The organism is Pectobacterium jejuense (assembly GCF_026800125.1).
GTDB lineage: Bacteria > Pseudomonadota > Gammaproteobacteria > Enterobacterales > Enterobacteriaceae > Pectobacterium > Pectobacterium jejuense.
This window is the reverse complement of sequence record NZ_JAPQKX010000009.1, coordinates 19,169-40,616: the sequence shown is the minus strand read 5'-3', so window position 1 is coordinate 40,616 and position 21,448 is coordinate 19,169. Positions and strand designations below refer to the sequence as shown.

Annotated in this window: 15 protein-coding genes; 10 read left to right on the top strand and 5 right to left on the bottom strand. The window is 53.1% G+C overall.

Annotation, left to right across the window (positions count from 1 at the left end; genetic code table 11):
- Window positions 1-5: 5 nt before the first annotated feature.
- The 4 genes from NXT09_RS16515 (at window position 6) to NXT09_RS16500 (ending at window position 6,807) form a co-directional block, all read left to right on the top strand.
- Complete coding sequence (locus NXT09_RS16515) at window positions 6-1,544, top strand: diflavin oxidoreductase (RefSeq protein WP_268580540.1); 1,539 nt, start codon at window positions 6-8, stop codon at window positions 1,542-1,544.
- A gap of 110 nt (window positions 1,545-1,654) precedes the next feature.
- Window positions 1,655-2,218 carry a class I SAM-dependent methyltransferase gene (locus tag NXT09_RS16510; RefSeq protein ID WP_268580538.1) on the top strand — a complete coding sequence of 188 codons (564 nt, stop codon included), beginning with the start codon at window positions 1,655-1,657 and terminating at the stop codon, window positions 2,216-2,218.
- 615 nt (window positions 2,219-2,833) lie between these two features.
- Complete coding sequence (locus tag NXT09_RS16505) at window positions 2,834-4,462, top strand: methyl-accepting chemotaxis protein (protein ID WP_268580536.1); 1,629 nt, start codon at window positions 2,834-2,836, stop codon at window positions 4,460-4,462.
- 683 nt (window positions 4,463-5,145) lie between these two features.
- Window positions 5,146-6,807: a methyl-accepting chemotaxis protein gene (locus tag NXT09_RS16500; RefSeq protein ID WP_268580534.1), complete on the top strand. Its 1,662-nt coding sequence runs from the start codon at window positions 5,146-5,148 to the stop codon at window positions 6,805-6,807.
- A gap of 102 nt (window positions 6,808-6,909) precedes the next feature.
- Here NXT09_RS16500 and NXT09_RS16495 read toward each other — a convergent pair whose 3' ends face one another.
- Complete coding sequence (locus NXT09_RS16495) at window positions 6,910-7,737, bottom strand: dienelactone hydrolase family protein (protein ID WP_268580532.1); 828 nt, start codon at window positions 7,735-7,737, stop codon at window positions 6,910-6,912.
- 336 nt (window positions 7,738-8,073) lie between these two features.
- Between NXT09_RS16495 and udp the strand changes: the two genes are divergently transcribed.
- Together udp and NXT09_RS16485 are read left to right on the top strand one after the other, a co-directional pair.
- Window positions 8,074-8,844, top strand: coding sequence for a uridine phosphorylase (udp, locus tag NXT09_RS16490; RefSeq protein ID WP_010283777.1), 771 nt, complete (start codon window positions 8,074-8,076; stop codon window positions 8,842-8,844).
- A 149-nt stretch (window positions 8,845-8,993) separates the two neighbouring features.
- On the top strand, window positions 8,994-9,776 hold the full coding sequence (locus tag NXT09_RS16485) for a tyrosine-protein phosphatase (RefSeq protein ID WP_268580528.1): 783 nt from the start codon (window positions 8,994-8,996) through the stop codon (window positions 9,774-9,776).
- 119 nt (window positions 9,777-9,895) lie between these two features.
- On the opposite strand, the gene ppc is transcribed toward NXT09_RS16485, so the two are convergent.
- Entirely contained in the window at window positions 9,896-12,535 is a 2,640-nt protein-coding gene (gene ppc, locus NXT09_RS16480) for a phosphoenolpyruvate carboxylase (protein ID WP_010283781.1), read from the bottom strand.
- 367 nt (window positions 12,536-12,902) lie between these two features.
- The gene (locus NXT09_RS16475; protein WP_268580526.1) at window positions 12,903-14,291 is read right to left on the bottom strand and encodes a PTS transporter subunit EIIC; all 1,389 of its coding nucleotides are present in this window, start codon (window positions 14,289-14,291) and stop codon (window positions 12,903-12,905) included.
- A 322-nt stretch (window positions 14,292-14,613) separates the two neighbouring features.
- On the opposite strand from NXT09_RS16475, the gene NXT09_RS16470 reads away from it, so the two are divergent.
- Window positions 14,614-15,813, top strand: a complete 1,200-nt coding sequence (locus NXT09_RS16470) for a starvation-sensing protein RspA (protein ID WP_268580524.1) — start codon at window positions 14,614-14,616, stop codon at window positions 15,811-15,813.
- Between the two features lie 8 nt (window positions 15,814-15,821).
- Here the strand turns inward: NXT09_RS16470 and NXT09_RS16465 are convergent, their stop codons facing one another.
- A complete protein-coding gene (locus NXT09_RS16465) occupies window positions 15,822-16,535 on the bottom strand; it encodes a GntR family transcriptional regulator (RefSeq protein ID WP_010283786.1) in 714 nt (237 codons plus the stop codon).
- 54 nt (window positions 16,536-16,589) lie between these two features.
- A complete protein-coding gene (gene argE, locus NXT09_RS16460; protein ID WP_131526237.1) occupies window positions 16,590-17,741 on the bottom strand; it encodes an acetylornithine deacetylase in 1,152 nt (383 codons plus the stop codon).
- Window positions 17,742-17,943: 202 nt separating this feature from the next.
- Here argE and argC point away from each other — a divergent pair, with 202 nt between their 5' ends.
- The 3 genes from argC to argH all read left to right on the top strand — a co-directional run bounded on the left by argC (window position 17,944) and on the right by argH (window position 21,194).
- On the top strand, window positions 17,944-18,948 hold the full coding sequence (gene argC, locus NXT09_RS16455; RefSeq protein WP_268580521.1) for an N-acetyl-gamma-glutamyl-phosphate reductase: 1,005 nt from the start codon (window positions 17,944-17,946) through the stop codon (window positions 18,946-18,948).
- Window positions 18,949-18,985: 37 nt separating this feature from the next.
- Window positions 18,986-19,759: an acetylglutamate kinase gene (gene argB / locus NXT09_RS16450; RefSeq protein ID WP_127156635.1), complete on the top strand. Its 774-nt coding sequence runs from the start codon at window positions 18,986-18,988 to the stop codon at window positions 19,757-19,759.
- A gap of 61 nt (window positions 19,760-19,820) precedes the next feature.
- On the top strand, window positions 19,821-21,194 hold the full coding sequence (gene argH / locus NXT09_RS16445) for an argininosuccinate lyase (RefSeq protein ID WP_039278778.1): 1,374 nt from the start codon (window positions 19,821-19,823) through the stop codon (window positions 21,192-21,194).
- Window positions 21,195-21,448 lie beyond the last annotated feature (254 nt).

Here is a 21,448-nt window from a genome sequence, read left to right as displayed (position 1 = left end):
AAGTTATGGCTGATCTCATCGAACGTATCTTGATTGGTTACGGTTCGGAATCAGGCAACGCCCGGGCGCTGGCCATAAGCCTGGGCGAGCAAGGAGCCTTGCAACCCTTCCGCCCACAGGTGATGGAACTGAATGACGTTCTGCAGGAACAACCGGGCGAACGTGATGTTCTGCTGATTGTTTCCAGTTCCTTTGGCGATGGCGAACCGCCCGCTAATGCTGAACGTTTCCTCGAACAACTCGACCATTATTCCTCTGTCGATACCTTGTGTTACGCTATTTTTGGCCTCGGCGATACCGCTTATCCGCGCTTCTGCGGCTTCAGTAAACTGCTGGATTCGACGCTGGCGGCACGTGGTGCGCGTGCCATTATTAATCGTGTTGATGCGGATGCCAACTATCAAGGCTTCTTTAGTAACTGGTTGTCGGTGGTGGAGAAAGTATTGCACGGTGATGAGCAGGCCGGGCGCGATCTGCTACTGCAAGTTACCGCTTATGGCGAAGACAATGCGTTTAGCGCCCGCGTGTTGGAACGTCGTCGCCTGAATATTGATGCACCGTACGCCTGGCATGTGCGGCTGAGTATTGCCGACAGTGGTATTCGCTATCGCGCCGGCGATACGCTCTATTTGCAGCCGGAAAATGATCCTGCATTGTTGTCGCAGCTGGCCGCATGGTTTGACTGTGCCGATGCGGCTGAGGCGCTACGCGACAAAGAACTGCGCCAGATTAGCAAAACTGTGCTGCGTGAACTGGCGCGACTGTCTGCTAACGACGAGCTGAAAGGAATGCTGAAAATCAGCCAGCGCAAGGCGCTGGAAGCGTACTTGTACGGTGCCGATTTGTTGGATGTACTGACGGATTTTTGCACGCCAGAAGTCGTATCGCTGGAAGCGTTGGCGGGGATCCTCTCACCCTGCATGCCGCGCGCCTACTCGATTGTCTCGTGCGCTGATGAGCAGCGGGTGGATTTATGTGTACGAGAAGTATGCTACGAACGTGGCGGCCGTAGGCGCAAAGGGGTTGCGACTGGCTGGCTGTTGGGTGAGCACCAGCAGATGCGTATTTTCAGCCGTGCGAACCCTGGTTTCTGGTTACCGCCGGACATCAGCACCCCAGTACTGATGATTGGTACTGGTACCGGAATCGCGCCGCTGCTCGCACTGCTGTGTGAGCAGGCCACACTGGAAACCTCACGCGAAACCTGTCTGATCTTTGGCGAAAAACATCGTGAAGGGGATTTCCTGTACCAGGATGAACTGGAGTCACTGTGCGAACGCGGCGTGTTGGGAAAAATGTTCACCGCGTTTTCACGCGACAGTGCCAGTAAATACTATGTGCAACATGCCATCCTTGAGCAGGCGGAGTATATTGGCGATATGCTGCGTCGTGGGGCGCACATCTATCTCTGTGGTAACCGGCAACATTTAGAAAGCGCAGTTGAGGAAGCTCTTACAGAGGTCTGTACGCGCGAAGGGTTAACGGCCGAGAGGTTGTGGTCGACGCTGACACAGCAAGGTCGCCTCCATCTGGAGCTTTACTGAGTTCGCTGCGTTACTAGCATACCGAACAACATACATCATGCTTTATCAGGCCAGCTCGCCCCTTAATCGCAAGAGGCGCGTTGGTCGTGAGCAATTGTGGAAACTGAGAAATGATTAAACCCGAACCGATTAGTTTTTCTGAGGCTGAACGCTTGAGCCAGATTTTCGACGCTGAAAACCGCGAAGAATGGCAGCGTACCTCACGTATTCTGGATAAGCTCGCGTTACAGCCGGATACGGTGATTGCCGACATTGGTGCGGGAACCGGCTATTTTTCACAACTGTTTGCTGAACGCGTGCCGCAGGGGAAAGTGTATGCCCTCGACACTGAACCCAATATGCTGGCCTATATGGAACGCCGTTTTGCGCAAGAAGTGTTCACTAATATCGCGATTCAGCCTAGCCAACACGGTAATCCGCAGTTACCGGCAGGGCTGGATGTGGTCTTTCTGGCAAATGTTTATCGCTTTATTCGCGATCGTCAGGCATTTTTAGCGCAGTTGTACCAGCAGTTTGAGGCGCGCACGCGCGCTATGTTTGTCGATTTAAAACATGAGCAGGCGCAGGTATCGCCGCCGCAGGTAGTGACGGAAATAGAGGCGGCTGGATTTAAGGTGATCGAGATGGATTTGGCTTCTTGTCCTAACCACTATATTTTGCAGTTCAGTAAGTGATTAGCTTTCAATTCAGCGGGCGCTGTTTTGATGAGATCGTGAAGAGTGTACATCTTGCGTCTACGGAGTTAAGTGTCGCTAAGCGATCTCTGGTGGTAACTGCATTATCGAACTGAAATGACCTTAGACCACCAAATTTTCCCGATGCAGAGGGGAAACTAAAAATGCATCGGGAGGCGTTTTCACATTAATGTATTGTCCTGAGCATTGAATTATTTTAAGTCTATTTACCCTTCCTTTAATAAACCCTCCCCCTTGTTTATCTGCATCAGTAAGTAGGCTATTCATCGAGCATGAATGTTTTTTCGTCGGATTAAAATTTCATATTTGAAATATTTAAATGACTCAGTCATAAAGCTAATAAATCTTGTGCCGATAAGGTAAACGGCATGGAAGCGGCTCTGAATTTATCAATAGAGCGAGGTTGTTTGTATTTTTTAATGTTTTACTTATGTTGAAAGTGCACCTGCAATTACTCTCTTATGGGTATATTTAAAATACTCATAAAGCATATTTAATTTCCCGAAAAAAACGATTATTCCCCACTCTGCGGCGTCATTAGACGATAGCTGTGCGCAGTAGTCATTATTATGTATTACCTAAAAGGAGTGAGACATGAGTTTAGCGAATTGGCGTATTGGCTATCGATTAGGTGGCGGATTTGCCATCTTGATTCTGATGTTATTTACCGTGAGTATTTTTTCTTTGTCTAAACTGTCCTCTTTTCAGGATGGTGCCAGAGATATCGTCAAAGAGGTTTATCCGCAAACGGTAGATGCGAATGACCTCATCGATAACGTGAATGGGCATTTTGTCGCTTATTTGCAGATGATGCTGGTATCCGGTCAGGAACAGCGTCAGGGATATGTCGATCGGATTATGGCGTACCGCAAGGAAATTAGTCGTCTTCTCGACAATCTGGAAAACAATGCGTCAGGCGAGCTTGCCCGTAAACAAGTGGGGGTTGTCCGCGGATTTCGTGCCGAGTTCATCAAGTCTGGCGATAAAATTATCAGTGATGCGCTGGCGGGTAATAACGACGTCGCCGTCGCAGAATTCAATAACACCCTGAACGTCATTCAGCGCAATTACCGTGACTCGGTGAAGCAGTTGGTGAATTACCAAAATAATGCGATGGATAACTCTGTCGAGACCATGGCTGAGGTATACAGCAACACCCGCATGATTTTGCTGCTTATTTTGGCGCTGGGTGCCGTATTTGGGGCACTGATTGCCTGGGCGATCACGCGCAGTGTAACCCGTCCAATAGAGCAGGCTTTGCAAGTGGCAGACAGAGTGGCGCAGGGCGATCTGACTTCACGCATCACGGTGACCAGCAAGGATGAAACCGGATTGCTGCTGCAAGCGTTGGATCGCATGAACACCAGCCTGAGCACGATTGTCGGCCAGGTGCGTGATGGCGCGGAAACGATCTCGACAGCGGCGTCACAAATCACGGCCGGTAATCAGGATCTGTCATCGCGTACTGAAGAGCAGGCCAGTTCGCTGGAAGAAACCGCTGCCTCAATGGAGCAACTAGCATCCACCATTAAAAACACCGCGGAAAATACCCAGCAGGCAACGGAGATTGCCAATAAGGCGACCGGTGCGGCGGAACAAAGCGGTGATGTCATGCTTTCCGTGACGCAAAAAATGCGCGGCATTCGTGATTCATCCCAGCGTATGGCGGAAATCATCGGTGTGATTGATGGTATCGCTTTCCAGACCAATATTCTGGCGCTGAATGCTGCCGTTGAAGCCGCGCGTGCGGGTGAGCAAGGACGTGGTTTTGCGGTGGTGGCGGGGGAAGTCCGTTCTCTGGCACAGCGCAGTGCGACCGCCGCGCGGGAGATTAAGGATTTGATCGACGATTCTGTGAGCAAAATTCGTGAAGGCATGGAATTGGTTGATACCGCTGAAGAAACGATGGGCGGATTAACGGCCCACGTGAAGGACGTACACGGCATTATCAGCGAAATTTCTCAGGCCAGCCGTGAACAGAGTGACGGGATTAACCAGATGAATCTGGCGATTGGACAGATTGATACCACGACCCAGCAGAATGCGGCTCTGGTTGAAGAATCAGCCTCTGCGGCGCTGTCTCTGCAAGCACAGGCCTCCGTTCTGGCGGAAGCGGTGAGTGCATTTAAAATACAGTCATACGGCAGTAGCAACGCTGGGTCTTATGCACCGATGTCGATGAGCACACCCACGCTGTCTTTGGCGCTGGCAAGCAAAGAGTAAATGATTGCCATCATTTGACGGCGTTGTAACGTAGCACCTATTCCCACAGGGGGGCGACAGACTCCCTGATTCTTTTCATATGCTACGTAGCGTAAATACATTTTTTCCCCTGCTTATTCAGCTTGTTATCCTTTACTAAGAAATATTCCCATCTCTTTATTTTTAATATCAACTATATCTGACTATCCTTTTATGTAATTGGGGCGTTATTTCTGTTAATGGCTCGTAGATTAATATGTGCTTTTTCCGATCGAAATTTACTATTTGATAGTCATGGGCTATTTATTATTTACTTTTGAATGATTTAAACGATCAAATGGTAAAGATCATGGGTGGTGTGCCGATAAGATGGATAACACAGGAGCGGCCATGTCTGCATGAGTGCGGAGAGGGAAGACCATTATTATCACCTCAATAACGTCTCTGCGGTCTTATCCGTTGTATTTGTAGCACTGTTAGATTTATTTCCACTTTTGCACCTCAACACCCGAGGGAAACTATTTGATTTTTGATAGCGCCTCTCATGCTGAGAGCGTGCGTAAAATGCCTACCTCAAGGTATCTCTGGCGCGTCAGAAGGCCTGTTCGCTTTCGGATCGCCAACCATTCTCCGCCCTGTGGTTCCATCAATCTGCGACATGTGCGCAATTGACATTGCTATGCATTATCTAAAAGGAGTGAGACATGAATTTAGCGAATTGGCGTATCGGCTATCGACTGGGGGCTGGGTTTGCTGTCCTGATTTTGATGTTGTTTGTCGTGAGTATATTTTCCCTGTCCAAGCTATCCGGTTTCCAGGATGGCGCCAGAGGCATTGTGAAAGAGGTTTATCCACAAACGGTTGATTCAAATAGCCTTATCGATAATGTAAACAGCATCCTGGTGGCGTATCAGCGGCTGATGCTGGTTTCAGGTGAGGATAAAATCAAGGAAAACGTCGATCGGGTGAATGGATTCCGCCAGGAGATTGGCCGCTTGCTGGATAAGCTGGACAGCCAGACGGTTGAAGAGCGTTCAATCTCTCAGCTGCGTGCTATCCGCGCGATCCGTGCCGAATTTTTGAAATCCGGTGACAAAATTATCAGCGAAGTGGTCGCTGGCAATCGGGAAGCGGCGATTGAGGAGTTCAACAACAACCTGAATGTTGTCCAACGTCAGTACCGTGATGCGGTAAGACAATTGGTTAACTATCAGGATGATGCGATGGATACCTCTGTTGAAGCCATGGCTGAGGTGTACAGCGACACCCGCATTATTCTACTGCTCATTCTAGCGCTGAGTGCCGTGCTTGGTGCGCTGATTGCCTGGTCAATTACGCGTAGCGTAACCCGACCGATTCAGCAGGCTTTGCAAGTGGCAGACAGAGTGGCACAGGGCGACCTGACCTCACGTATCACTGTTACCAGCAAAGATGAAACCGGATTGCTGCTGCAATCGTTGGATCACATGAACACCAGCCTGAGCACGATTGTCGGGCAGGTGCGTGATGGGGCGGAAACGATCTCGACGGCGGCCTCGCAAATTGCCGCAGGTAATCAGGATTTGTCATCGCGTACCGAAGAGCAGGCCAGCTCGCTGGAAGAAACGGCGGCGTCGATGGAACAGCTGACGTCTACCATCAAGAACACGGCGGAAAACACCCAGCAGGCAACCGACATCGCGAATAAGGCCTCTGGTGCGGCTAAGCAAAGCGGCGACGTTATGGTTTCCGTGACGCAGAAAATGCGCGGCATTCGCGATTCATCCCAGCGTATGGCGGAAATCATTGGCGTGATTGACGGCATTGCGTTCCAGACCAATATTCTGGCGCTGAACGCCGCGGTTGAAGCCGCGCGGGCGGGCGAGCAAGGGCGTGGTTTTGCTGTGGTGGCGGGGGAAGTCCGTTCTCTGGCACAGCGCAGTGCGACCGCCGCGCGTGAGATCAAGGATTTGATCGATGACTCTGTGAGCAAAATTCAGGAAGGCATGTCGCTGGTGGATACCGCTGAAGAAACGATGAGCGGATTAACGGGCTATGTGCGGGATGTGAATGAGATCATCAGCGAAATCTCGCAGGCCAGCCGTGAACAGAGCGATGGGATTAACCAGATGAATCTGGCAGTGGGACAGATTGATACCACGACCCAGCAGAATGCGGCTCTGGTTGAAGAGTCGGCCTCTGCGGCGCTGTCTCTGCAATCACAGGCCTCTGTGCTGGCGGAAGCGGTAAGCGCGTTTAAGTTGCAGTCATATGGCAACGGCAAAACCGCGTCTTATGCATCGGCACCAACGCGTACGCCAACGCTGTCTTTAGCGCCTGCGGCGGCGAAAAATAAGGGCAACGACGGCGACTGGACGACGTTCTAAGGCTGTCTGTCTCTGTAAAATCGTCAAAAGGTAAAACACCAACGCCACCGTTATTCGGTGGCGTTTTAGATCGTGGAATAAGATGTAAAACGAGTGACGGCGCTACGCCACGCCGTTTTTCTGGAACCATGTGAGCATACGCTGCCAGCCGTCGCGTGCGGATTCTTCATGATAGCTGGGGCGGTAATCGGCATGGAAGGCATGCCCGGCATCGGGGTAGACGATGATGTCTGCCGCCGCGTTGGCCGCACGCAGCGCCTGCCGCATGGTATCGACCTGTCCCAACGGAATCCCTTCGTCTTTCGCGCCGTACAATCCCAGAACCGGGGCTTCTAATTCCGTTGCGACATCGACCGGATGTTTAGGGCTATTCAGCGTTTTCTCCCCCGTACACTTGCCGTACCAGGCAACGGCCGCCTTGAGCTGTGGGTTGTGCGCGGCGTAGAGCCAGGTGATGCGTCCGCCCCAACAGAAACCCGTTATCGCCAGCTTACTCGCGTCGCCGCCCTGTTTAATCGCCCAGTTGGCTGTGTGATCGAGGTCGGACAGCACTTGTGTATCGGGCACCTTATACACCAGCTCGGTCAGGATTCGCTGAATATCGTTATATTGGCTGGGGTCGCCCTGACGAAAATACAGCTCTGGTGCAATGGCCATGTAGCCCTGCTTGGCCAGCCTGCGGCAAACGTCCTGAATGTGTTGATGAACGCCGAAAATCTCCTGGACCACCAGAACGATAGGAAGTGGCTTCTCATGGTTTTCCGGTCTGGCGATATACGCGGGTAGCTGCTCACCCTGAGAAGAAATGGTGGTTTCGCTGGCAATGATACCGACAGAATCCGTGGTAATGATGGAGGCGGTCTGCGGTTCTACTGCCGGGGATAGCCCCTGAGGAAGATGTTTGAAGGTCGTCTGTTCATCAGTCTTCATTACGCGCTCTCCTGTTACCGGTTAGCCGGATTTCATGTGAAAGAGGGGTTTCGAAATCGCTATGATAAATACTATCAATGATTAAAGAATCTACACTAGAAGACAATTAATCGGCAAAAATGAATTCCTTACCCAATAAATAGTGATTTAGATCACATTTTTTATGTATGTTGATATTTGTTTCTTTTTCATCGGTGACTCTCGTCACTTAAAAAAACGTCATGATGCGCTAGAGTCTTTTTATTGAACGGACGCTGACTGGCTGCGAAAGGCAGCATAGATGAGGCGTCCGGCACGATTCCTCTGAATACCCAATTGATTGCCCGGGAGGCAGTTATGTCTACATCTGATGTGTTCCATCTTGGTCTGGTCAAGAACGATTTACAGGGCGCGACGCTGGCTATCGTCCCCGGCGATCCTGAGCGTGTTGAAAAAATTGCTCGCCTGATGGATAACCCGGTACATCTGGCATCACACCGTGAATTTACGTCCTGGCGTGCGGAGCTGGACGGCAAGGCCGTGATTGTTTGCTCGACCGGTATCGGCGGCCCGTCAACGTCAATCGCGGTAGAAGAATTGGCACAGCTCGGCATCCGTACTTTCCTGCGCGTCGGTACGACGGGGGCGATTCAGTCCGGTATCAATGTCGGGGATGTGTTGGTGACTACGGCAGCCGTTCGCCTTGATGGGGCGAGCCTGCACTTCGCGCCGATGGAATTCCCAGCCGTTGCTGATTTCGGCTGTACCACCGCGCTGGTGGAAGCGGCGAAGGCATCGGGCGCGGCGTTGCATGTGGGAATCACCGCGTCTTCCGATACGTTCTATCCCGGTCAGGAACGCTATGACACCTTCTCTGGACGCGTTGTCCGTCGCTTCCGCGGTTCGATGGAAGAGTGGCAGAGCATGGGCGTGCTGAACTATGAAATGGAATCCGCCACGCTGTTGACGATGTGCGCCAGTCAGGGGCTGAAAGCGGGCATGATCGCGGGCGTGATCGTGAACCGCACCCAGCAGGAAATCCCAGATGCGGCGACCATGAAGCTGGCCGAAACCACCGTCATCAAGGTGTTGCTGGACGCGACTCGTCGTTTGTTAGCCGCTGAATAAGCACAAAAATTGATGGTATTTTGGGCTGGTCATCGTCGATGCCAGCCCGTATCCTGATAGCCTCTTCAGGTTCATCGGGTTAACCTGCACCGTGCTTAGCGCGTGTAATACGGTTGCCTTGCTCGCCTTTCAACCTCGCAAGGAGATGTATGACCGAACCAACGTTGCTTCATCCCTCTTTATTACCGCTGGACGGCGGAATCAACTTCCGCGATTTAGGCGGCAACCGCGCTGCTGATGGGCGGCTTATCCGACACGGTAAACTTTTTCGCTCCGGCTCGCTGGATCTGCTGAGTCAGGCTGACTGCGAACACCTTGCTGGCGTGCCTATTTCCCACGTGGTGGACTATCGGGATGCCGATGAAATTGCGCAGAAGCCCGACGTCTTGTGGACGGGGGCTAATTATCACGCTTACCCAGCCAACCCATTGCGCCATGAAGTGACGGCTAATCTGGATTCATTGGGATCCGATGTGCTGGCAGCGTTTGATTCCCGTGCGTTTATGTTGGAACTCTACCGCCGTCTGCCTTTCAATAACTCGGCCTATAAACAGCTGGTATCGCTGCTATTGCGGCCGGATGAGGGCGGGCTGGTGCAGCACTGCGCCGTCGGTAAAGATCGTACTGGTATCGGTTCGGCGCTGGTGATGTTTGCGCTGGGGGCAGATGAGCAGACGGTGATGGAAGATTACCTGCTCACCGAGACGACGCTGATGCCGTTCCGCCAGCAGCTACTGACACATCTGTCGGCAACGCTGAATGAGAAAGCGCTGGGACAGTTCTCTTATGTGCTGTCGGTGCAGGAAGAGTTCATCGTGACGGCGCTACAGGCCATCTACGAACGACACGGTTCAATCGATAGCTGGCTTGAGGTGGAATACGGTCTGGATAATCGCGCACGGAACTATTTGCAGGATAAATATCTGGCGTAAGGTATTCACAGCGTCTTTGCGATCTATCCATTATCACCGTGTGACTGATTTTTCCGCAAAAGAGGCCGATCAGTTGACCGGCCTTTGTTTTTGCTGTGTAGTTTTTGCTACTCGCGCAATTAACCCGTATTACGCATACCTGCGGCGACACCCGCGATCGTCACCATCAGCGCCAGTTCCAGATCGGCATCCGGTTTTTCCTGCTGACGTGAACGATGCAGCAACTCGGCCTGCAATACGTTCAGGGGATCGGTATAGACGTTACGCAGGGCGATCGACTCGGCGATCCACGGCAGATCTGCCATCAGGTGATCGTCGTTGGAGATCGCTAGTACAACGTTAATATCGGCGGCCAGCTGATCGCGCAACTGTTTCCCTAACGGCCACAGCTTCTCTTCTACCAGACGCTGATCGTAATACTCCGCCAGCCACAGGTCGGCTTTGGCGAACACCATCTCCAGCATACCGATACGCGTTGAGAAGAACGGCCAGTCGCGGCACATGGCTTCCAGCTGTTCCTGCTTACCGTCATCCACCACTTTCTGCAATGCGGCACCCGCACCCAGCCACGCTGGCAGCATCAGGCGGTTCTGCGTCCAGGCGAAAATCCACGGGATAGCGCGCAGGCTTTCCACGCCGCCGTTCGGACGACGCTTGGCCGGACGGGATCCCAGCGGCAGTTTACCCAGTTCCAGCTCCGGCGTTGCAGCGCGGAAGTAAGGGACGAAATCCGGGTTCTCACGCACGTAGCCACGATACATATCGCAGGACACGCGGGACAGCTCATCCATCACCTCGTGCCATTCCTGTTTTGGTTCCGGCGGTGGCAGCAGGTTTGCTTCCAGAATTGCACCGGTATACAGCGCCAGGCTGCTGATGGTGACTTCCGGCAGACCGTATTTAAAGCGAATCATCTCGCCTTGTTCCGTCACGCGCAGGCCACCTTTCAGGCTACCCGGCGGTTGTGACAACAGCGCAGCATGAGCCGGTGCGCCACCGCGACCGATGGAACCGCCGCGTCCGTGGAACAGCGTCAGTGCGATACCCGCTTTCTCACAAGTTTTGATCAGCGCGTCCTGTGCACGGTATTGCGCCCAGGAAGCGGCCATCACGCCCGCGTCTTTTGCGGAGTCGGAATAGCCGATCATGACCATCTGCTTGCCTTGAATAAAGCCGCGATACCAGTCGATGCTCAGCAATTGCTTCATGACATCATCGGCGTTGTTCAGGTCGTCCAGCGTTTCAAACAGCGGGGCGACCGGCAAGGCAAACGGGCAGCCCGCTTCTTTGAGCAGCAGGTGAACAGCCAGCACGTCGGAAGGCGTGCGTGCCATTGAAATGACATAGGCTGCGACTGAACCGATTGGCGCTTTGGCGATGACACGACAGGTATCCAGCACTTCTTTGGTATCCGCACTCGGCTCCCAGTAGCGCGGCAGGAGCGGGCGCTTGGAGCTCAGTTCACGGATCAGGAAGGCTTGCTTATCGGACTCTGACCAGCTTTCGTAGTCGCCCAGACCCAGATAGCGGGTAATTTCGGCCAGCGCTTCGGTGTGGCGGGTGCTTTCCTGACGAACATCGATGCGTACCAAAGGCACGCCGAAGCAGCGCACGCGACGCAGCGTATCCAGCAGGCGACCATCGGCGATGATGCCCATGCCGCAAGTTTTCAGCGACTGGTAGCAGGCGTGGAGCGGTTCCCAAAGCTGTTCGTTGGTAATCAGCAGATCTTTAGGCGGCAGACGTTCTTCGCCCGTCAGGCGCGCTTCCAGATAGCTCAGCGTACTGCTCAACTGCGAACGCAGCGACTTCATGATGGCGCGGTACGGTTCCTGTACCTCGCTGCCGCCGGCCAGCTCCAGCAGTTCCGGCGTACACTCGGACATCGACAGTTCGGAAACCAGCACCTGAATATCACGCAGGAACAGATCGGCCGCTTTCCAGCGGCTGAGTAACAGCACGTGGCGGGTCACTTCTGCCGTGACGTTCGGGTTGCCGTCGCGGTCGCCGCCCATCCAGGACGTAAAGCGCACTGGAACCGCATCAACGGGCAGACGGTAGCCAAAAGCCTGTTCCAGCTGTTCATCCAGCTCGCGTAAAAACGCAGGCACGCCTTCCCACAGGCTGTTTTCCACCACGGCAAAGCCCCATTTGGCTTCATCTACCGGGGTAGGACGAATTTTACGGATTTCATCGGTATGCCAGGACTGCGCGATCAGCTGGCGCAGACGGCGCATGATCTGATTACGTTCATAATCCGCCAGATCGTTGTGGTCGAGCTGCTTGAGGCAGGTATTCACTTCCACCAGTTTGTGGATCAGCGTCCGACGGGTAATTTCAGTCGGGTGTGCGGTCAGCACCAGTTCGATTGACAACGACTCCACGGCATCGCGGATATCGCGTTCGGTCAGGTCTTTACTTTCCTTCAGGCGTTCAAATGCGTGGGAAAGCTGTGCCGGGTTACTCGCCGCTTCACCGTGCGGTGAAATCGTATGATATTGCTCAGCGGTATTGGTCAGGTTAAGGAACTGGCTGAATGCACGGGCAACGGGCAACAGTTCATCGTTAGACAGGTTTTGCAGCGTGGTCAGCAGCTCCTGACGATGTTTTTCATTACCTGCGCGGGAAGACTTTGACAGCTTGCGGATTGTTTCGACTTTATCAAGGATGTTTTCACCCAGCGCTTCCTTGATGGTATCGCCGAGAAGCTTGCCGAGCATACTGACGTTACTGCGCATTGCGGAATATTGTTCGTTCATAGTTACCCTGACCATCCCTACCATTTTTGTAAGTTTATTTCACTTGACATATTTTGACGCACTGCCTCCATCTAGCCACGATAAGGCGGGTTCGTCAATTGACGATTCTTTCTTCTCCTTATTCTTTGTACTTGCATTGAGGCGGGCTTGGCAATTTGTGAAATTTAATTACAGGGGCGCGGATATTAGGGCAACTAATATACTCGTCATACTTCAAGTTGCATGTGCGTTGGCGACGTTCAGTCACCCGAATCACTTACCTGAGTAAGTTCATCGGGATTCCTTCACTTGCCGCCTTCCTGAAACTCGAATTATTTAGAGTATCGCGGAGGGGGGATGGCGGGGCGCAGCGGCCCCGCGAGTGCGGTTATGCCTGTTTGGACGCTCTGACGACCAGAATATAAGTCAGCGTAAAAGAAAGCACGATGGCGATGGCCATGCCGGATACCGCGTAGCTAAAGTACGGACCGATATAGGCTGGTAGGCTGAAAATACTCGACAAGATGTAGCCATACAGCCGGACACCGAAGTACGCGATAAAGGCCGACGCGATGGAGCTGGCAATAGTTGCGGAGATAAACGCTTTTTTATACTTGGTCAGTACGCCGAAGAGTGCAGGTTCGGTAATGCCGAGCAGCGCGGAAACCCCTGCAGACAGCACGACAGATTTGTCCTGACGGGTTTTGGCATGGAAGTAGATGGCAAACGTGGAACCCGCAATCGCCATGTTAGCCATACACATCATTGGCATCAGCATATCAAAGCCCTGATTGCTGAAATTTTGCAGCGCAATGGGCGTCATTGCGTGATGCATGCCAGTCAGAATCGCGACAGGGCGAATCGCACCGACCACGAAACCAGCAAAAATAGACGACACATCGAACAGGCTCTGAATAAACAGTGCCAGCAGTTTACCGAGGTAGATCCCGAATGGCCCGATAACGGTGAGCGACACCAATGCGGCGATAAACAGCGTCAGCGTTGGGGTAAACACGGTTTTCAGCACCGAAGGCATGATGCGGTCGACCCAACGATGGATATAGCTCAGTGCCAGCACGGAGAAAATCACTGGGATGACGCTGGCGGCATAGTTGAACACCGGAATGGGTAGCACACCGATGAAGTAAAAGGCGCTGACCGCATTAGGGCTATTGCTGGCTAGTGCCTTCGCCGCTTCTATCAACGACGGGTACATCAGGCAGGCTGCAACAGCCGCTGCCAGATATTCGCTTGTTTTAAATATCCTGGCTGCGGAGATGGCGAGGAAGAAAGGTAAGAAATAGAACACACCGCTGGCGATCAGATCGAGGACGATCACGGTATCAGTTTTGGCAGAGACCACTTTCAAGGCGATCAACCCTGCCAGCAGCCCTTTGATCATCCCGGCACCTGCGATGGCAGGGACGATCGGACCAAATACGCCGGAAACGGTATCCATGAACAGCGAAATCAGCCCCTTCTTCTGCTTCTGCACGTCTGGCTGCGATGTCGCTGTAGGCGAAAGCGTTGTGGAGGAAAGCTGGGCGTTCAGCAGTTCGTAATACTCATTGACCTGCGGCCCGATAATAATCTGAAACTGTTCACTCTGGTGTTGTGCACCTAATATACCGGGCAGATTTTTGATCGCCTCGGTTTGCACCTTACTTTCATCAATTAAATCAAACCGAAGCCGCGTCATGCAGTGCCAGGCTTTATTAATGTTTTCGTTTCCGCCAACCAGTTTAATGATTGACTGAATAACGTCATTTTTTCCCATGAAATAAACTCCCCGCATAGCCTTATGTTATTTTTGGCCGAATTATTTCCACCGATAGTAAAAACTTAAAGAGGAAAAAACAAACCAATAAAACATGAAGTTCGTCACATGGTTAGTCTGTAAGGGGCTGTTTGTTGCCATTATTCGATAATTGGTCTGGTTTTTTTATCAATTAGATGGCTTTTCCAAACCAAAATAAATCTTTTAAATAAGAGGTTTACAATAAAAGAAAAAATAAGTAGAAAACAAAAAAAGAAACTGATTTTAGACTGTGTTTTTGCCGGGTGGCGTTATTCCGGTAAATGCTCTGGAGGATATTTTTGTGTTGCCGACAATCATTACTGACATTGAATGTCTTGTTACCCGCCCCGACCGCCATAATTTAGTGACGGTGGTGGTTCACACGGATAAAGGCGTGACGGGTTATGGATGTGCGACCTTCCAGCAGCGCCCGCTGGCCGTCAAAGCGATGGTGGACGAGTACCTCAAACCGCTGCTGCTAGGACGAGATGCTAACCACATTGAAGATCTGTGGCACATGATGATGGTCAACGCCTATTGGCGTAACGGGCCGGTGATTAACAATGCGGTGGCGGGCGTCGATATGGCGCTGTGGGACATCAAGGGCAAGCTGGCGGATATGCCGCTCTATCACCTGTTTGGTGGGAAATCTCGCGATGCCATTGCCGCTTACAGCCATGCAGCCAGCGATACGCTGGACGGACTGTATCAGGAAGTGGATCGGCTGTATGCGCAGGGCTATCGTCATATCCGCTGCCAGCTAGGATTCTATGGCGGTAATCCCGATGCGCTGCACAGCACGCGGCAGCCAACGGAGGGGGCCTATTACGATCAGGATCAGTACATGGCCAACACGCTTGCCATGTTCCGTGCGCTGCGCGAGAAATACGGCGATCGCTTCCACATCCTGCATGATGTCCATGAGCGTCTGTTCCCGAATCAGGCTGTACAATTCGCCAAAGCGGTAGAAGCCTATCGCCCCTATTTTATCGAAGACATTTTGCCACCTGCGCAAAATGAGTGGCTGGCGCAGATCCGTAGCCAGAGCGCGGTGCCGCTGGCGACCGGGGAGCTGTTTAATAACCCCGCCGAGTGGCAGAATCTGGTGATTAACCGTCAGGTTGATTTCATCCGCTGCCATGTCTCACAGATTGGCGGGATCACACCAGCGCTGAAGCTGGGCGCGTTCTGTCAGAACTTTGGTGTGCGGCTGGCGTGGCACTGCCCACCGGATATGACGCCTATCGGCGCGGCGGTCAACATTCATCTGAATATCCATTTGCACAATGCCGCCATTCAGGAATTTGTCGCTTACCCGGAAAATACCCGCAAGGTCTTCCCGCAGGCGGTGGAGCCGGAGAAGGGCTATCTGTATCCGATTGAGCGCCCCGGTATCGGCGTTGGGATCGATCTGGACGCGGCGCGGGAGTTTCCCGTCGTCTATCGTCCGCACGAGTGGACGCAAAGCCGCCTGCCGGATGGTACGATGCATACGCCCTGAGTGAACTATTACGGCGACTGGCGGAAGGTTAAGTTATCGCGGTTGAAGGGGATGACGTAGGTGCAGGCGTAGTTAATGTCGATGATATCGCTCGATTCGTACACGCGACCGCCCTGTAAAATACCGCGATTAAGAATATGCATCGCCGCCGTGCCTTTCTTACAGCCCAGCAGCTCAGCCTGTGCTTTAGTGACGTTAACCGCCTGATAGTGCGTCAGGTAGTGTGAAATCGCATAGCCCTTGCTGAGCACATACTGCTGAATCGAGCTTTCAATAATCTTCTGGCTCATGTCGGGGAAATCCGCAGCGGGCATCTTCGATATCTCGATCTGCACCTTACGGTTATCGACGTAGCGTAATCGGCTGAATTCCCAGATGAACGTATTTTCGCTGATAGCAAAAACCTGCTGCTCTTCCCGAGTCGGCAGCCGCTTATGCAGGCTAAGCAGACGGAATGAAATCTGATTAAATTTCTTTTCGGTAATTGAGTTATACACCAGCGGATTGCTGCGTACGCCCTGATTAATGAAGTTCCCTGAGCCTTGTACCATATGGATCGCGCCGATGCTGGCGAGCTTTTCCAGCGCCTGACGGATGGTAAAGCGCGACACGCCGTATTCTTCCGCCAGTTGGCGTTCCGGCGGCAGCTTTTCCGGCAGCGGATCGGTGTGCTGATAGATTTTGCTCAGTAAATCCTGCGCGATGAAGTCTTTCTTTTTCATGAGCTATCTCAAAATAGCCTTGCCAGCGTGGCTGGCAAGGCCGCTTGCATCGGATCAGTGGTGGCAGAAGTGATGAATCACCTGCGAGATCAGATCTCGCGTTGGTTTGATAAACTTGGTATCAATATATTCATCCGGCTGGTGCGCCTGCTCGATTGACCCCGGCCCCAGAACCAGCGTCGGGCACAGTGTCTGAATAAACGGCGCTTCGGTGCAGTAGTTCACGATTTCCGTTTTCGTCCCCAGCAGTTTCTCTACGACTGACACCAGACGGTGATCGGGCGGGCATTCATAGCCAGGAATAGGAGGATGCAGCTCGCTGATGGTCAACCGACCCGGCCAGCGCTGGCTGACGGGCTCAAGCGCTTCTGACAGCAGCCCGTCCAAATCGTTAAGCGTAATGCCCGGCAGCGGACGGATATCCATATGCAGCTCACAGCAGCCGCAGATGCGGTTAGCGGCATCGCCGCCGTGAATATGGCCGAGGTTCATGGTCGGGTGAGGAATGTGGAAAATCGGATTGTGATAGCGTTCCTGTAGCGTGTTACGCAGCACCAGCAGGTGAGAAATAGCTTCATGCATCAGCTCAATCGCGTTCACGCCGCGCGAAGGATCGCTGGAGTGACCGGACTGCCCCTGAATGCGGATCGCGTTGGACATGTGGCCCTTGTGGGCGCGCACCGGTTGCAGCGACGTCGGCTCGCCGATGATGGCGCAGTCCGGGCGAATCTGCGTGGATTCGGAGAAATACTTGGCACCCGCCATTGTCGTCTCTTCATCTGCCGTTGCCAGCACATAGAGCGGTTTCGTTAGCTTGGTTGGATCGATATCGCGTAAGGCATCCAGAATAAAGGCAAAGAAGCCTTTCATATCCGCCGTACCAAGACCGTACAGCTTGTTGTCGTGTTCGGTCAGCGTGAACGGGTCGCGCGTCCAGCGGCCGTCGTCGAACGGGACGGTGTCGGTGTGGCCTGCCAACAATAAGCCACCTTTTCCTTCACCAATCCGCGCCAGCATATTAAATTTATTGAGGGTGCCGGGAACCGGCTGGACTTCTACATGGAAGCCAAGATCGCCGAACCAGCCTGCCAGCAGGTTGATTAACGTATGATTACTTTGATCGAGCGCGCTGTCGGTGGCACTGATGGACGGTGTGGCGATCAATGCCCGATATAGCTCAATAAAAGGGGGTAAATTCATCTTCACTGTTGACAGCCTCTGGTTAGGATAGTATCAATATTCATGCATTTATTTTGAATAAAAATACAATAATGCTCGGCGAAAGGAAACCCAAAGGTACGGCGATGGCGATTCGTCACTTTCACTGAGTTTCGCGGGTGAACAGCGTACCGACGCTGGTGAGCCCTGTTACCTGTTCCATAGATAAGTAAGAAGGTATACGGATCCCATGCTGAATACGCTGATTGTTGGTGCAAGTGGTTATACCGGCGCTGAGCTTGCGCTCTACCTGAACCGTCACCCACAGATGAACATAACCGCTTTGATGGTTTCTGCGCAAAGTGTCGATGCAGGAAAATTGATTTCTGATTTACATCCGCAGCTCAAAGGCATCATCGATGTTCCGGTAAAACCGCTGACCGATGCTGAAGAAGCAGCGAAAGGCGTGGATGTCGTGTTTCTGGCGACCGACCACAAAGTCAGCCACGATCTGGCCCCTGTTTTTCTGGCGGCAGGCTGCACCGTTTTTGATTTGTCCGGCGCGTTCCGCGTGCAGGATGCCGAATTTTATCGTCGCTACTATGGCTTTGAGCATCAGCACCCTGACTGGCTGGAAAAAGCGGTTTACGGACTGGCCGAATGGCGTGCTGAAAGCGTAAAACAGGCGCAACTGATTGCAGTGCCGGGCTGTTATCCAACGGCCGCACAGCTGGCGCTGAAGCCGCTGCTGGACGCTCAACTGCTGAACCCGGCGCAGTGGCCAGTGATTAATGCCGTGAGCGGCGTGAGCGGGGCGGGACGTAAAGCGTCTATGACCAACAGTTTCTGCGAAGTCAGTTTTCAACCGTACGGCATTTTCAACCACCGTCATGAACCTGAAATTTCAACGCACCTCGGCACGCCAGTGATCTTCACGCCGCATTTGGGCAACTTCGCTCGCGGTATTCTGGAAACCATCACCTGCCGCCTGCAACCGGGCGTCACTCAGCAGGATGTCGCCGAAGCCTATCACAACGCCTATCACGATAAGCCGTTGGTTCGTCTGTATGAGAAGGGCGTTCCAGCGCTGAAATCCGTTGTCGGCCTGCCGTTCTGCGATATTGGTTTCTCCGTCGACGGTGAGCACCTCATCGTGGTGGCAACCGAAGATAACCTGCTGAAAGGCGCGGCGGCACAGGCTGTGCAATGCATGAACATTCGTTTTGGTTTCCCTGAAACCCAATCGTTAATTTAATGACTACTGGTCCCGACATTTCGAGGCGTGAAGCATAATGAATCCGTTAATTATCAAATTAGGTGGCGTTTTACTGGATAGCGAAGAAGCGCTGGAGCGTCTGTTCACCGCGCTGGTGGCTTACCGTCAGGAACATCAGCGTCCGCTGGTGATTGTGCACGGCGGCGGCTGTCTGGTTGATGATCTGATGAAAAAGCTGGCGCTGCCAGTCGTGAAGAAAAACGGCCTGCGCGTCACGCCAGCCGATCAGATCGACATCATTACCGGTGCGCTGGCGGGTTCTGCCAACAAGACGCTGCTGTCATGGGCGAAGAAGCATGATATCAACGCAGTCGGCCTGTGCCTGGGCGATGGCGGCAGCACGACGGTCACGCAGCTCGATGAGTCTTTGGGCTTTGTGGGTAAAGCGGAAGCGGGATCGCCTGCGCTGCTGAACACACTGCTGTCTGCGGGCTATCTGCCTGTCGTCAGCTCCATCGGTATTACGGCGCAGGGCGACCTGATGAACGTCAACGCCGACCAAGCGGCGACGGCACTGGCGCAAACGCTGGGTGCGGATTTAATCCTGCTGTCTGACGTTAGCGGCATTCTGGACGGTAAAGGCCAGCGTATTGCCGAAATGACGGCAGAGAAAGCCGAGCAGCTGATTGCTCAGGGCATCATCACCGACGGCATGATTGTTAAGGTTAACGCTGCGCTGGATGCCGCGCGTGCGCTGGGGCGTCCGGTTGATATCGCCAGCTGGCGTCATGCTGAGCAGCTACCTGCGCTGTTCAACGGCGTGTCGATTGGTACACGTATTCTGGCGTAAGTCGTTTCTGGGTATGGCATGATGCGATACCAACATGAATTAAATTCTGGGAGTAATCGTTATGGCTTTGTGGGGTGGTCGGTTTAGTCAGGCAGCAGATCAGCGTTTTAAACAATTTAATGACTCACTGCGGTTTGATTACCGTCTGGCGGAACAGGACATCGTAGGCTCGATCGGCTGGTCGAAAGCGCTGGTGACGGTCAATGTGCTTAGCGAGCAAGAGCAGCAGCAGTTAGAACAGGCGCTGAATGCGCTGCTGGTTGAGGTGCAAGCTGATCCTGAGATGATCCTGCAAAGCGATGCAGAAGACATTCACAGCTGGGTTGAACAGCGCCTGATTGAGAAAGTCGGCGATTTAGGTAAAAAGCTGCATACCGGTCGTAGCCGTAACGATCAGGTCGCGACTGACCTGAAACTGTGGTGCAAAGCGCAGATTGCAGAGCTGCTGCTGTCGGTTCGCCAGCTGCGTCAGGCGCTGGTCACGACGGCGGAAGCCAATCAGGATGCGGTGATGCCGGGTTACACTCACTTGCAGCGCGCACAGCCGGTGACGTTTGCACACTGGTGCTTGGCTTACCACGAAATGTTGGCGCGTGATGAAAGCCGTCTGGAAGATACGCTGAAGCGTCTGGATGTCAGCCCGCTGGGCTGTGGTGCGTTGGCGGGAACAGCTTATCCGATCGACCGTGAGCAACTGGCGGGCTGGCTGGGATTTGCCTCGGCCACGCGTAACAGTCTGGACACGGTTTCCGATCGCGATCATGTACTGGAACTGCTGTCCGATGCCTCGATCGGCATGATCCACCTGTCGCGTTTTGCCGAAGATCTGATCTTCTTCAACAGCGGTGAAGCGGCGTTCGTTGAGCTGTCTGACCGTGTGACATCCGGTTCTTCCCTGATGCCGCAGAAGAAAAACCCGGATGCGCTGGAGCTGATTCGCGGTAAATGTGGTCGCGTACAGGGTGCGTTGACTGGCATGATGATGACGCTTAAGGGCTTGCCGTTGGCGTATAACAAAGACATGCAGGAAGACAAAGAAGGGCTGTTTGACGCGCTGGATACCTGGCACGACTGCCTGATGATGGCGGGTCTGGTGCTGGAAGGTATTCAGGTTAAACGTCCGCGCTGTAAGGAAGCGGCCGAGCAAGGCTACGCGAACTCAACAGAGCTGGCGGATTATCTGGTCGCGAAAGGCGTTCCGTTCCGTGAAGCACACCATATCGTGGGTGAAGCGGTGGTTGAAGCCATTCGTCAGGGCAAAGCATTGGAAGCGTTGCCGTTGGCCGATCTGCAAAAATTCAGCGCTGTGATTGGCGAGGATGTGTACCCGATTCTGGCGTTGCAATCCTGCCTGGATAAGCGTGCTGCACAAGGTGGCGTGTCACCGCAGCAGGTCGCTAAAGCGATTAGCGATGCGAAGCAGCGCTTAGCTTAAGAATCTATCCATTAGGCTATTTTATTTGCCAGTTTGAACCTGGGCAGTGCTCGAAATCCTCACGTACTACGTGTACGCTCCGGTTTCTGTGCGCTGTCCGAGTCCAAACTGGCTGCACCAATAACGCCTACTGGAATAGATTGAAGCTGTACCTTCCGTTCCCCCAACGTTACCGATCTGATTCTTCTGCAAATTATCATCCATCCATTTTCATATGGAATGCGGCTCGCATTTTTCTGCTCAGCGTCTTCCCC

Excerpts from the sequence above, each read along its gene's own strand:
- NXT09_RS16515 (WP_268580540.1), top strand. The coding sequence starts at position 6 with ATGGCTGATCTCATCGAACGTATCTTGATTGGTTACGGTTCGGAATCA.
- NXT09_RS16510 (WP_268580538.1), top strand. The coding sequence starts at position 1,655 with ATGATTAAACCCGAACCGATTAGTTTTTCTGAGGCTGAACGCTTGAGC.
- NXT09_RS16505 (WP_268580536.1), top strand. The coding sequence starts at position 2,834 with ATGAGTTTAGCGAATTGGCGTATTGGCTATCGATTAGGTGGCGGATTT.
- NXT09_RS16500 (WP_268580534.1), top strand. The coding sequence starts at position 5,146 with ATGAATTTAGCGAATTGGCGTATCGGCTATCGACTGGGGGCTGGGTTT.
- NXT09_RS16495 (WP_268580532.1), bottom strand. The coding sequence starts at position 7,737 with ATGAAGACTGATGAACAGACGACCTTCAAACATCTTCCTCAGGGGCTA.
- udp (WP_010283777.1), top strand. The coding sequence starts at position 8,074 with ATGTCTACATCTGATGTGTTCCATCTTGGTCTGGTCAAGAACGATTTA.
- NXT09_RS16485 (WP_268580528.1), top strand. The coding sequence starts at position 8,994 with ATGACCGAACCAACGTTGCTTCATCCCTCTTTATTACCGCTGGACGGC.
- ppc (WP_010283781.1), bottom strand. The coding sequence starts at position 12,535 with ATGAACGAACAATATTCCGCAATGCGCAGTAACGTCAGTATGCTCGGC.
- NXT09_RS16475 (WP_268580526.1), bottom strand. The coding sequence starts at position 14,291 with ATGGGAAAAAATGACGTTATTCAGTCAATCATTAAACTGGTTGGCGGA.
- NXT09_RS16465 (WP_010283786.1), bottom strand. The coding sequence starts at position 16,535 with ATGAAAAAGAAAGACTTCATCGCGCAGGATTTACTGAGCAAAATCTAT.
- argC (WP_268580521.1), top strand. The coding sequence starts at position 17,944 with ATGCTGAATACGCTGATTGTTGGTGCAAGTGGTTATACCGGCGCTGAG.
- argB (WP_127156635.1), top strand. The coding sequence starts at position 18,986 with ATGAATCCGTTAATTATCAAATTAGGTGGCGTTTTACTGGATAGCGAA.
- argH (WP_039278778.1), top strand. The coding sequence starts at position 19,821 with ATGGCTTTGTGGGGTGGTCGGTTTAGTCAGGCAGCAGATCAGCGTTTT.